The following is a 13,329-nucleotide window of genomic DNA, read 5'->3' on the forward strand; positions in this document are numbered from 1 at the left end:
TTCGAAATCGATATAACTCTTCCCCGCTGAGTGGATTCTTCCTGTCCCTTATTTGTCTCTGATTTTTCTTTCGATATCCACCAGTTCAATCTACTCTTCCTCCTTACCATCTGTTTAGAACCAGAATTTCTTACGTGGTTTTGGTGTGAATTTGTCTTGTAATAGCTGACCTGCTTCGTTGAAGGGATGCGATAACACATTATGAATTACCGACGCGCAGCTTTCTTTCAAAAAAGTCATGCACAATGCGGCTTCCTCTTGATTGGCATAATTCAGTACGCAATGCGCACGTTTTAATAGGAGCTGGGAGTCATGTAATAACGGAATCCAGCGAGCCATATCCCACGGGGAAGCCGGAAACGCAAGCATGGGAATCTCGCTACGCATCAACCAGTGAGCAGTCGGCTTCATTTGGATTGCACCATTTTCACGCATGATCAACACACCCAAATCAATCACAATCATCTCGTAATCTCCGCTTGTGGAAATCTCCAGCAATTTCTGTTCATCCGATTCTGGAAAGATATCGATGTTTTGTATGCGAACAGGAATTTTCTTTTCTGATGTAGGCACAAGGTAACGCAGATCTGAATGCTTTTGTGGTTCAGCGATTTCAATAAGCGCTGTTTTATGCGTGCGAGAAGCCTCATATGCTGCTTGTATGGCTGTATGCGTCGTTCCGCTTCGTCCAACAAGTGCACCCACAGCAATCATAATCGTTTGAGTTGTTTGCCTTGTACCTACAGAAGCAACTACGGCTACATGTTCTTGGGATGGTAACGCCTTTTCCCTAGTATCTACAGTCGGTACTTCATCAATCCATACTTCCTCATGCGATCCGCCATCAGGCTCCAACTCTTCGTCAATCTGTGAGCTTGTTTCTTCAACCGGCACAGGCACATGTATGATCTCTTCGATTGCCTGCTCTGCTGGATCTTCCTCAGCTTCCGTATTGAGCACTTGCTCATTCTGCTCTGCCATTTCAGTAGATGTCACAGCTTTTGCTTTCCGTCGTAGCCAAGAAGGTAGAGCGGACATTCGTTCTCGTCCCTCTTCTTGAAACGAGGATTGCCGGGTTAATCGAGAGTCTCGTTTTGACGATGGCGTAGTAACATCAAGCTTAGGTACATCAGCAATCGTTTTTTGAGTCTCGATCCAAGATACGATATCTTCAATAGCAAACTGCTCTGTTACATAGACATCATAAATTCCATACATCCCCAGTGCTTTTTGCCAATCCAAATCTGCCTCTGGCAAGATGACAATCAGCCTCGTCTGCGGAATACTCAGACGAATCTTTTGGAGAAGGGAAATACTTTCGCGTTTGGTAGCAGCACCTGCTGTGGCATCCAAAATGGCAATATCCGCTTGTAATCGTCCTGCATCGGCGGCAATATAACATTGTTCTAACGTCACATCGGTTCCGGCAACAATGTAATCCCGATTCCGTAAGGAAGTAGCAAGTGGTCCAACAATGGCAGTATGGAAAACCAAATGCAGATTCATATAGATTCTCCTTCTGGCTTTCGCGAAAATAGCCATTGCAGTATTGATATTACGAAGTCGCTCAGCGGATGCCAGTACTGGATGATGCAATATCCAACAACAGCAAGCAATAAGGTTACAAATGCAATTGCCATCACCTTTTTAAAAAACAGACCTACCGTTAATAGGATGAGGAATATTAGCAAAGCGATGGCAATATACAGCTTGCCTCCCGATTGGGCTACACTCAGCAGCTCTTCTCCCTTATGCTCCAAATTGGTCTCCACTTGTTCTGGATCGAATTGTTCCATTCGCTCCGTTATACTACTGGATGGGGATGTTGTTGCTGCCCAAGACTGAGTAGGCAGCAACATGAAAAGCAAGAGTGCAATGACGCTGATCGTACATCCTTTCATGATATAGCTCCTTTACTTGATTGTAGATAACTGATCGTATAGCGCACTTACATTTCGCGTCCAATTGTCTCCGTCACCTGCATAATAACCACTCGGATTCTCCCGACTACTCAGCCATTCAATCGGATTGACGTTCGCTGGACGACCTTTGGACAACTTGATAATCGTATTAGCGGCAATGCGCGCCGATTCTCCCGTCGTCAATGTTGAACCTTTGCCTGTATTCCACGAACCAAATACGTTCCATGGATTACGAATCATTCGGCTCGCTTGCGGATGGTCGGCTGGAACAAAAGACTGCTCGGCACCCGTAATAGCGAGTAACAAATGAGGATCTACATTTTTGGCTTTACCAGCCGCATCAATCATCTGCAATGTTTTCACATTCGCTAGTGCAGAGTTTCGTGCTTGAAGCCATGTTTGAATGGCTTTAATGTGCAAGGCACGGTATTTGAGCGGATCGCCGGTATAACCGAAAAAGTCCATTGGATCGACGGGATTCCCACTGGTGCGAACCTCAAAGTGTAAATGTGGTCCGGTGGAACTTCCGGTCGTTCCTACTTCGGCAATCGCTTGTCCCACTTCGACCTCCTGTCCGCTTTTCACATAGATGCGGAATAAATGATAATATCTCGTCTGCATTCCATTTTGGTGCTGTAAGATAATCGCATTTCCGGCACTTCCCATAGCGGCTGCATAGACCACGGTTCCATCTGCCGCTGCTAGCACGGTTGTGCCCTCTGGTGCGCCAATATCAATCCCATTGTGCATTTTCCGAACGCCTGATATGGGATGAATACGTACTCCAAAACTGGACGTGATCTTATGTGATGCTGGAACGGGCCATCGTAATGTTCCGTCTTCGGCTGGTGACCACGAATCATCTGGCAAGAATCCACCTTCGCTTTCATCTGCAACGAGGTATTCCTTCCAGTAATCCATCAGAAATTCTTGGTCTTTGTCACTGACATTCCGTTTCACTAACAGCTCGCGCATCGGCTCCCAATCTTGCTTTGTTGTCTCTACACTTGTTACAGCAAACCAATATACGGTTTTCGTTAACGTTCCACATTTGGAACTTTGCGTTTTTTTCGATGTATTGACACTTGGTTCATACGCATACACAAACTCGTTTTGCATCGTGTTGGCTTTCATCAGCAGTTCCTTATTGACAATCGTCGTGCGTTCTTTGACAACATAGGATTTCTTGCCTCCAGCATTCACTCCGCCACCAACAGCAACACAGATCTGCTCCACTGTTTGTTCCTCACGCGTTTCCCAAGTGAATACAGGTCGAACTTCTTCAAAGATCTCGTCAGGCTTTGGAATAAAATCTTTTTGTTCGATTCCTTCTGCTTCTTCATCATATGTTTTGAGAAACTGCGGATCATTCAGCGTTCGATCCACAATGGCAAGCCAGCCCCACGGTAGCTCATAGGGATCAACTTGAGACAGTTGATTGTCATTTAAATCCTCATTCCACCGCGCGGCAACCGTCTGATAATCTTCTAGCACATCTGCTTGCTCCTCTTTGGTACCAGAAAAGAAGGCTTGCGCCGGGTCCGTTGCCGTACCGAGAATCGCTTCTTTCGGCAGTTCAAAGATGGCATAGTATGCGACAATGCAAACGATTAGAATCGCTCCAATGCCGAGTATATACGGCCATGTAGATGACCAAAGCGCACCCAGTGCCTTCATTAGAAGACGTTGCAGCACCATTTTGGCAGCGCGTTTCCCCCACTCTCCGAAGTCCATGAGACCACCTCCTGCTACAAGTCATAGTTGTAGTGGCGAGATCCTAAGCGAGTAGGCGGCTGCTCAACCTCTGCTCGATTGGTGATAACTGGAATCGGACGTACAGGCTCTTGCGTTGCCGAATTGGATCGCTTGCTTGGAGCAGGTGCCGGTGGTCGTTCTCGTTGCTTGAGAAACGGCGGTATTGCTGCGTTTGCATCAGAACGGATATCCGACTCTTGGTTTCCTACCGGTATATGACCTTTCGATTGTCTAGGCGAAAAAATTACGGGTGCTGGCTTCAAGAAGCGGGGCGAAGCTGTGCCATTTGCTCTGTCCTCCGTTCCCGAATGTGGTAACGCACTAGGAAGAGCATGATGCCCGCTTTCCGATTTCGGTTTATTGTTAATCGGTGTAACGGGTACATGCTCCGATGCAGTGACCGATTCTTTTGATAACGTCGGGATCGTTACAAATGGAGTCGCTCCTGATGGTACTGCTCCTAAAGAAGAAGAACTCGATTGCGGTTGATCCGAACGAAACGGATGAACATTTCCCTGTGTAGGCTGCATCACATGATGCCCAGAGGCTGTACCGGAAAGCTGTGCTGATTCGTCCGAAGTTGATCTATCCTTTTCCACTTGTGGAATCGAGGATATGGTATCTGCCGCTTTACGTTGTTCTTGCCAATGCTGGATGCCTTGCACAGCAGCTTTGGATACTTGAATTCCACCCTTTGCCAGCATTTCGGTTCCTTTCCCTGCCCATCCGCCTACTTTTGCACCTAATGCAGCGCCAACTAGCGGATTCCCTGCCATCAGTCCAATGGACGTACCTGCCACCGTTCCTGCGGCTTTCGCTCCATAATTTAGGGCAAAACCAGCGACTTTTCCGCCACTCTGCGCTGCTCTACGTTGCCAAGTCGGAGCAGCCATTGTCGGTGCTCCTGTACCGTTACTTGCAGCAAACCCGCCTTCGGATTCAGACAGACTACCTTCTCCACCCGATCCATTTTGCTGTCCTTGTCCTGTCTCTTTTCCGCCCTTCATTTTCTTGCCAGCATCTTTGGAGCGAAACATACGTCCGAGTGCCATCATACTTCCAACGCCAAACATGGAACCGAGTCCACCACGCTGTTGCTCTTGACCACCCATTACCTTGTTTAACAAAGCATAGATGCCTGAGAACCCAAATAAGTACGCCACAATAATCCAGTTGGACACGCCGTCTGAACTGTAACGTAGAAGCAAGAAAAATAGCCCTAACGCCAAAGCATGGGCGCAGGGCATAATCATATGAGACCAAAACAAATCCCACCACGTTTGCAAGCTATGGCGGTATTTCGGGAAGATCGTGAGTACTGCCGAAACAACAAAGCTAGAGACAAGGATCATGAGTATGATGGTACGCATGGTGTACTGATAATTGAGTATCGCTGTCATGATCGCTGCAAGTAATACCAAAATACCGACAACGAAGCCGCGATACTTGATCATGTCTCCGTAGCCTTCCGCGCCATTCCCCCAGATCATATTCAAAAATTTGTCCATCTGTACCCCATGATCGACGAGTGTACTCCAGACAACGTTAGTAAACGTTTCTACTATATCGGCTACAAATTGCCAAATATAGTATCCAAATCGGATCGACAAGATAGCGATAAAAAAAGCGGAAACATAATCTTTCCATTGGCTGCGTGTTTCCGCTCGTGTACTATTCCAGAGGGATAAGAAGGATAGCACGATGACAATCATCACAACAGGGTATGGCATGAAATGCTCAAACGCAGAGTATAGCGCATCAACTGCACGCATCATCCCTTCATTAAAGACACCCAGATACAAATGATCTTGTACACCATCGCCTTGTAGAAAGCCATCGCTTGTCGGGTTCGGATTCTTATTAAAGACCAATAAGGTTACATCTTTCATACCGAAGGATTGAATTAGAAAATTGGCTGTTCCAATCAGTACATCGGAAACATTTCGTTCAAGCAGTCCAGGTTGGTTATCCTCATTGGAGTAATACGAATCCATTTGCTTGCCAATAATGCCACTGCTTCCAGAGGATTCCGATGATTCCGACGATGCTTTTCCCTCATCCTTTTGCTGTGTTATAGCTCCTTGAGCGTGCACAGATGCAGGTGCAACGCTCATACAAAAGAGTGAAACAACCCATAAGGCAAACAGCCACTTACGCATGACCCACACCCTCCAACTCGCGAATGTACTGTTTACGCTGCGCATAGGCGGGATCATTTGGGTCTGTCGTGAATAACATGTGCTCCATGGAAGACGCATCCACATGCGCAATCACCGACTGATTATCCACTTTGATTAGCATATCGCCTTTTCCTGCTTGATATACAAGGAAATCTGCCTCACCTTCCGTCAACGCAAGCTTCCCTCGTACCGCATCAATATCCAGTGACTCTTGTATACCAATAATCTTGATGGGACTATTTTTGATCGCCGCCATGCCTGCCTGCGAACGGGTAAATACCTCCAGCCCTTGCGTGACGGATACAATTCCTGTATTCGTAGTCCGACCTTCGCGGTAAGCACGTTCTGCCCAAACCGCACCAAAGTCTTCATCCAGAAAGATATTTTGACACTCTTCAATAATTAAGTGCTTTTTCATCTCTGGGAACTTTTTGCACCAGCGTTCCATAAGCCAGTTTTCGGTAACAAATAGAGCAATCGGACGCATGATTTCCGCATCCAGTCGATTGATAGCAAAGGCAAACAAAGGAGCGCGTTTGATTTCCACTGTCGTTTGCCCATCAAAAATAGCATAGGACTTCATCGTTCCTTGTTGTGTAAACGGGCTTAATAGCTCTCCTGCTTTCGGAATAGCTTCATTTGCGTGTGTAAGCATTTTTTTAAGTAGACCGGAAAGGGTTGGCATGGGTTTACGCTTCAGACGTGTACGGAAATTTCCATCATTTCTTGTGTCTGCTTCAAGTAAGCTGCCCGGATCAGATGTAATGCCTGCTTCCGCATATTGCTCACGAATCGCCTTACCAATAAACACTTTGACACTACCGGTCAATGCCGAGCGATCATATACGGAGATCATTTTAAACACAACGGCTTGTACTGCATTGGCAGCTTCTTCAATGTCGACAAACTGTGTACCGTCTGCAAGTTCCGTAATATCAACATCATACGGATTCAAGCGGTACTTACTATGCTCACTCAGTTCCATATACGGACAGCCCATCGCTCTAGCAAAATCGCCATATTCGCCCTTCCAGTCGATGGCCCCCACTTGGCGATTGATATGTGTAGAACGATGAGCGAGAAGCATCGTTACATAGGTTTTGCCGCCGCCTGACCTTGCCATGATGCACATATGGTAATTCACAAGATCTGGATGCCAGCAGTCCAGCCAAACGGGGCGACCTTTGCGATCTTTGCCGACAATCACACCAGAGCGATGATTCAAGCTTCCACCACTGAACGGGAACAGATCCGCTACATTGGAACTTTCTAAAGATAATACATGTTCTGTAGCTGCGTGGTAGACAGAAGACGTCGGTAAGATTCCTTGCAGTGCTGCAAGCTGCTGACCATCTGCGGAACGCAAATACAATGACTTGCCTGAAAACCGTTGAATCAAAGACCGACAGAGTTTCATTAACGATTTCCAATCTGTTGTACTGACAATGACTTGGATACTGACACGAAAACTCCGTTCAATATTGAGTCGAATGCGTTTTTGACGCTGCTTGAGGTCTTTGATCTCGTCTTGCATCGCATCCACTTTGCGAACATCTTTTTCGTCCGCTAAATCCGATAATAGCCCAGCAATGCGCCGCCCGATTTGGTTGAGTTCCGCATGATTCGCTGATGGAAACACATGGAGTACTAAATCAATATCTCCTTGTCCATTCTTGTTTTGAATCAACGAGTCTAGCATTCTAGCCCATGTGTTCCCGGAAGCCACTTCAACAAAGAAACTGCGAAAGAAGCGTGTGGCGGTTACGGTACCGCCTACTTCTACTGCATAACTATCTATCTTCACGCCTTCTGCTGTGAAATCGCCAGGAATGGTTTCCTTAAGTAAAGAGGGAGCGGCAAAATCCATGCCGCTCGCTTTTCCCACATCCAACGAGGGTTCTTCAGCTGGATATGATGAAGACTTCGTCCATCTCCATTTCAAGCGAGTTCCTCCTCTGCTAACATGTCATTCTTCGACATGGACGTTTTGGTTCGTTTAAAGCTATCTGTTAGAATGGCATCGACCATTCTCGCTTGAGAAGACAGTTCTCGGTTCAGCGTCTGGTACGTATAGTTCCAAACACCGGCGCGGTCTAGCCGTAAATACCGCATCCCGATTTGTTCACAAAAACTAAAAACCGTATCCGCTGCTTCCTCCAACATTTGAAGAGCCAATTCTGCCTTTTCTTCATCGGATATTCGATGTTTTGACGATCCGAGTTGACCCAGTGCAGTATCCACTTTATCAATGCCAATCTGCATACCATTGACTTTAGCGGCTTGTACGGGATCATATTCAAGAATGAAATAGCCCCGGTAATCACGAATTGATTCATACTCCAAGCTTTCCTTCATATAAGCACTAACCATTCGTCCCGATTCCTTGAGTGCCGGATAATCATCCGACAACTGTTTCACCGACGCCTCATACTCTCGGATGTAATCCTGCATTTCAAACAGTTGCGATTGCATCACCATTTTGTACGGTAGCGATAGCGTATTGATCAGTCCAAAGAAATGAGACCAAATGGCTTTTTGCTCATCCAGTGATGCGTTATCTGTATTGATCGGCTCCACTTCCACCACCAGCCGAAACACATTTCCTTGTTGACTCATTCCATCCCAAGTTACAGCAGGCTGATTTCCACCGATAATATGCTGCACGGTCATCTCACCAGAAGACGTTCTTTTCGTCTTCCAGAACCATACAACCATTAAAAACAACACAATCCCCAAGATCTCAATCATTTAAGACCCGCCTTTCCGATACAAAAAGGTGCGTTTCTTGGTTCGTAATCGAGTCACCATCCAGTAATATTTCCAAATCGGCAAGTTCGTTCCCGTGTGTCGAAAATAGCATAGATACATCGACACGACAAAAGGAATCCCATAATGTAAACGAGAGTACAGCCAATCATTACCAATCGCTGGAACAGAAGCACTCATTTTAGCAGACACATATATCCCCGCTGCCCACCATAACGCGTCACTAAATGAAAGCCCGATACCCGCTACTTTCAAAAACTTTTCTTTGATTCGGCTTTGATATGGGATCGGATGAAAGTGTCCCCACATAACAAGCACTCCTTTATTTCAAAATCGTTTGGACATCAATTCCAAAGATACCAAACGCAAAACCTAAGATATTTTCCGTCCAAAATGTAAATGCTAAAAAGCCAAGGAAGGCCATCCAAATGATTTTTGTTTGACGAAGAGTATCTGGCGAGAAACCAGCTACCAAAAAGCAGTAGCCCAGCCATAAAAAAAGAATGACAGTAACAAAGATCCCAACATGACGAGCTTTGTCGATAAACGTGTTGGTACTCTTATCCACTTGAGTTTCCAATCCATCTGTACTCGTCAATTTATCTTTAATACTCGAAGTGCCACTTTCGGCTTTCGTGGCATGTGCAGTTTGCTGCGGGAATGCTACCCCCATAATCGATACCAGGAATACAATCAAAACCAATAGCATCGTACTTCTCTTACCTTTGCGTGACGTCATTTCACGTTCTTCCTCTCAATCAAATTTCAAAACAGAATTTGAAAGTATTGGTATCCACCCAATACTATCCAAGCTCCCCATCCTGCCAAACTCAAACTTTCGATAACTATTGGTGGGATACCAAATAAGGGAACGCCAAACCGACAAGGGAGGGGCCAAAGAAAAGCAATCCGCCCGGTAAACATGTCAAGGAATACATGCGATACATAGCCAATCAAAAAAGACCATTGCCAGCTTGCATGTAGCAAGCCAAGCAATAGCCATATTCCTAGCCCAAAACTTAGACTATGTGTAATGGTGCGCTTTCCTATTCCCTGCTCTAGCAGCGTTGGTATCAGTGGAATCCATCGCCCTAATAAACTGTTAGAGCGATCGATATCTGGCAACAAGGATGCAACTGCAACTACGAGAAGTTGTGCCGGCGAATGAACGCCCAATAGCATCGCAGCCGTCACTCCTCCGACCAAATGTGATGCGCCATTCATAATGCCTTACCTTCCAATACACCCTCACAGATCATTTCCAAAAATTTATCTGTCAGCTCAGGGTCAAATGCTTTTCCACGCTCCTGCCGAATATGATCCAGTACCTGCCCGAGCGTCCAAGCTGGTTTGTATGGACGCTCCGATGATAAGCTATCGAATACATCACACAGTGCAACGATCCGACCAACAAGTGGAATGTCTTCCCCCTTGAGTTGATTGGGATAACCCGTTCCATCCCATCGCTCGTGATGTGTTGCAATAATCGTTTTGGCAACATTCATTTCTTCGCTGTGGTACACAGATAAAATAGACAGCCCATATTCGACGTGTCGCTTCATTACCTCCTGCTGTTCTTCAGTAAGCGGCATGGGTGATTGCAAAATGGATAACGGAATCGAAATTTTTCCGATATCGTGATACTTTGCTCCCATCCCAATTAGCATTGCCTCGCGCTCAGGGATAGACAATGCTTGGGCAAAGTTTCTAGCTAATACACTTACGCGGCTGCTATGCTCTGGGTCTACCATACGAAGTACATTTTGTAAGATCACTGTGGTTCCTTCTCCTTTCTTACATAGACTGTACAAGCAATTTGATTGCTGTTTTTCGCTCTCCATCAATCTCAACATCAAAGAATGACGGAATGACGATCAAGCTGTACCCATTGGGTGCGGTCATCCCTCGCGCTACGGCTACAGATTTTACCGCCTGATTGAGTGCTCCAGCACCAACAACTTGTAGCTCGGTTACCTTACCACTCTGGATCGCAGAAGCGATGGCTCCAGAAAGGAAACTGACTTTCGATTTTGTTGATACCTTGTACACTGCCACTTCCTCCTGATTACCTGTTAAAGCCGATTCTCTTGTACGTGCCATTGCCATCTTGATTCCTCCTCACCTATTTATGGACACAAAAGCCCACACTCTTTGAAACACAAAAAAGCCAGTAGTTATATGAGAGTTCATATAACCACTGGCTTCGATGTTAGTTAGTCCATATAGCATGTTAACAATAAAAAAAACTCTAGATTGAGCTTAGTTATGACAAATTTATAATAGACGCTTTTTGGGCTAACTCCATTATAGTAACAAAAGCAAGCTTCAGCAAGAACTTTTGTTCGTATTCTTTGACATAGTTCTACGCATGAAATCATTTAACCATGGGGCTGAGGACAAAGAGGGAGCCGCTGTGTCGCTCACCTCTCACAGCAGCAGGCTATGTATCTATGTCATAATGCCGTCCATTCCCTCAGCCCTATATTAGAGTGACTATACCTTCATTGTAATAGGAAGAACAACTCTATCCGCCCTACTATTCATAGTTAACTTATTTCTTAGTATGATTTATAGAACAAAATCATTTAAATATGGTACTATTTTCTAAAGGAGTATAAAAAAATAAATTAAGTGAAATAACTAACCGCGTGGAAAGGAAGCTGACTATGAAGTATGTGCCTATTTTCAGATTTCGTGATAGCGAGAAAAAAGCACTTGAAAGTGTAGCTTATTCTAGCAAAATCATACCACTTATTGAAATTGTTCAAGAGAAACGACGCAGCAATATGAATGTGAATTGCTTTGATGAAATCAAATCTTATATTCAATTCACTGGCAATCGATTATTCATCGATGTTCCTCTGTACATTAAGTTAAAATCCAATACTGCACCAAACGTAGCTAATTTTCTTCGCCCGATCCTCGCTAATCCTTCTTTACGACTTTCCTATTTTAATCACTTTATTGGTGAAAATATTATTCCTGTTGTAAGCTACAATCCTCACACACCGCTGTTTCAACAAAACTTTATTTCTAATGAGATCATGCAGCTAAGGAACTCTTTTGATCAAATTGCGATTCGGATTTCATTAAACCATGCACAATCGGCTTTGAATGAAGCGTCCCCTTACTTAATTCCAAATGATATCATCATCCTTGATTTGGATACGACTTCACATACAGACTCATCTTTAGTACCTTTCTGTCAGTACATTCTTGCCTACGCTCAGCAGCACCAATGCCAAACCGTGTTAGTTCGTGCTGCTATTAGCCCAGATACGACTAATACAGGCCTAACAAATAATCAGGTTATCACCACACTGGACAATACTTTATTAACAAATTACAGCAATTACGGCTTTGGTGCTTTTGGAGATTATTGTGGTATTAAGAAAGACGAACTAACCGAAGGGGGAAGTATCAGTCCCGGCTGTATTTTTTATCATTGGTGGGACAATGCATACTATGGTCATAAAGGAATTTATAAACAAGCGCCTACATTTACATCAATGGTTGCCCCTTCTGTAATGTCTTCTATACCATGGAATAATTATCAAACTATGAGCAGCCAAGCTCATGAACACTCATGTCCAGGTTGTAGAATGATCAGCAATATAGCAAGAGGAATAGAAGCTGGTAATTCCGCTCCAAAGTGGAAAATTATTATATCTAGTCATTATCTATATACGATGGAAGAGTTCTTATAATATACCCAGTATGGATCAGCATTGGATTTAAAAAAAGATTGAATATCAATAGGTTCAATGCTATCTATATGACTACAAACAAAATCCCACCGTTTCTGGAATCGCGCCTTAATCTTTTCCTTGAAATGGTGGTTTATTTTTGCGCTTGATAAAGATACTGAGATAAGTTCTTGTTTAGACTGTCGATCCAAAGAACAAGTAATTAGATTCTCTTCTTTTAGAATCTTATCTAGTTCTTTTGCTGTCAAAGTAGATAATTGAAAGGGAGCATCAATATTCGGATTTCGTAATCGCTTTTGTTTAAAACTAAATGGGAAATCCGTTTTGCAATCATTATACGTAACGATTCCACAAAAAGAAGGTACGTTTTCTTTCACCTTTTTGTAGTGATACGGATGACATACAACCTGTACATATTCAAATGCCTTGCTATAGTCAGATATTTGTTTTTCCAACTTATCAAGTGAATCCAGTTCCGTTTTAATTTCATAGGCATAAGAGTGTCCATTGATACGTGCATAATCCAAACGACTAGAACCTAAATTCAATTCAAATATGGATACTTCATCTTTTCGGTGAAGATACTTTTGTGATAAATGATACTTCACTTTTTTTTCGCCAAAATACAAATTCATAACAATATTATTAATTAGCTTATGCCCAACCATATGCTCTTGGTATGGAGAAATAACATCCTCGTAAATCATTTCAGGAAGTGTTCGTTTTAATAAGTCCCAAACCTGATTATCCAGTAAAAAAGGATGATAATGATCATGTAATGTTTTGACGATATGCGTCAATTCTTCCGCTGTTGTTCGCTGTTTTAGATCACTATGGATATTCATTTCAACGCTCCTTCACCACGCAATTATAGAATAACTTTCAGTAAAATGCACGAATTCTCTCTTTTTACACTTTAAACATTTTATAAAAAAACGAATTTAATAACAAATATTAGTCGATTATAAAATCAATCATTCTCCGCTGCCTTTTATTTAC

Annotated in this window: 12 protein-coding genes; 1 reads left to right on the forward strand and 11 read right to left on the reverse strand. The window is 43.9% G+C overall.

The window, feature by feature from the left end:
* Positions 1-114: 114 nt before the first annotated feature.
* The 10 genes from ACDE64_RS13050 to ACDE64_RS13095 all read right to left on the reverse strand — a co-directional run bounded on the left by ACDE64_RS13050 (position 115) and on the right by ACDE64_RS13095 (position 10,678).
* Positions 115-1,506 (reverse strand): hypothetical protein, encoded by a 1,392-nt coding sequence (locus ACDE64_RS13050; RefSeq protein WP_411347080.1) that lies wholly within the window; start codon positions 1,504-1,506, stop codon positions 115-117.
* Positions 1,503-1,901, reverse strand: coding sequence for a hypothetical protein (locus ACDE64_RS13055; RefSeq protein WP_411347081.1), 399 nt, complete (start codon positions 1,899-1,901; stop codon positions 1,503-1,505). The genes ACDE64_RS13050 and ACDE64_RS13055 overlap by 4 nt, the downstream gene beginning before the upstream one ends.
* A gap of 12 nt (positions 1,902-1,913) precedes the next feature.
* Positions 1,914-3,656: a M23 family metallopeptidase gene (locus tag ACDE64_RS13060; RefSeq protein ID WP_411347082.1), complete on the reverse strand. Its 1,743-nt coding sequence runs from the start codon at positions 3,654-3,656 to the stop codon at positions 1,914-1,916.
* 14 nt (positions 3,657-3,670) lie between these two features.
* Positions 3,671-5,836, reverse strand: a complete 2,166-nt coding sequence (locus ACDE64_RS13065) for a hypothetical protein (RefSeq protein ID WP_411347083.1) — start codon at positions 5,834-5,836, stop codon at positions 3,671-3,673.
* Positions 5,829-7,799, reverse strand: coding sequence for a VirB4 family type IV secretion system protein (locus ACDE64_RS13070; RefSeq protein WP_411347084.1), 1,971 nt, complete (start codon positions 7,797-7,799; stop codon positions 5,829-5,831). Before ACDE64_RS13070 ends, ACDE64_RS13065 begins: the two co-directional genes overlap by 8 nt.
* Positions 7,796-8,605, reverse strand: coding sequence for a hypothetical protein (locus ACDE64_RS13075; RefSeq protein ID WP_411347085.1), 810 nt, complete (start codon positions 8,603-8,605; stop codon positions 7,796-7,798). The genes ACDE64_RS13070 and ACDE64_RS13075 overlap by 4 nt, the downstream gene beginning before the upstream one ends.
* 340 nt (positions 8,606-8,945) lie before the next feature.
* A complete protein-coding gene (locus tag ACDE64_RS13080) occupies positions 8,946-9,362 on the reverse strand; it encodes a hypothetical protein (protein WP_411347086.1) in 417 nt (138 codons plus the stop codon).
* A gap of 26 nt (positions 9,363-9,388) precedes the next feature.
* A complete protein-coding gene (locus ACDE64_RS13085; protein WP_411347087.1) occupies positions 9,389-9,847 on the reverse strand; it encodes a metal-dependent hydrolase in 459 nt (152 codons plus the stop codon).
* Entirely contained in the window at positions 9,844-10,398 is a 555-nt protein-coding gene (locus ACDE64_RS13090) for an HD-GYP domain-containing protein (RefSeq protein WP_411347088.1), read from the reverse strand. The genes ACDE64_RS13085 and ACDE64_RS13090 overlap by 4 nt, the downstream gene beginning before the upstream one ends.
* 19 nt (positions 10,399-10,417) lie before the next feature.
* The gene (locus ACDE64_RS13095; RefSeq protein ID WP_411350292.1) at positions 10,418-10,678 is read right to left on the reverse strand and encodes a stage V sporulation protein S; all 261 of its coding nucleotides are present in this window, start codon (positions 10,676-10,678) and stop codon (positions 10,418-10,420) included.
* A gap of 611 nt (positions 10,679-11,289) precedes the next feature.
* Here ACDE64_RS13095 and ACDE64_RS13100 point away from each other — a divergent pair.
* Positions 11,290-12,330 (forward strand): beta family protein, encoded by a 1,041-nt coding sequence (locus ACDE64_RS13100; protein ID WP_411347089.1) that lies wholly within the window; start codon positions 11,290-11,292, stop codon positions 12,328-12,330.
* Here the strand turns inward: ACDE64_RS13100 and ACDE64_RS13105 are convergent.
* Positions 12,300-13,175 carry a sce7726 family protein gene (locus ACDE64_RS13105; RefSeq protein WP_411347090.1) on the reverse strand — a complete coding sequence of 292 codons (876 nt, stop codon included), beginning with the start codon at positions 13,173-13,175 and terminating at the stop codon, positions 12,300-12,302. The genes ACDE64_RS13100 and ACDE64_RS13105 overlap by 31 nt on opposite strands.
* Between the last annotated feature and the right edge of the window lie 154 nt (positions 13,176-13,329).

The organism is Paenibacillus sp. WLX2291, from assembly GCF_046603665.1.
Taxonomy (GTDB): domain Bacteria; phylum Bacillota; class Bacilli; order Paenibacillales; family Paenibacillaceae; genus Saccharibacillus.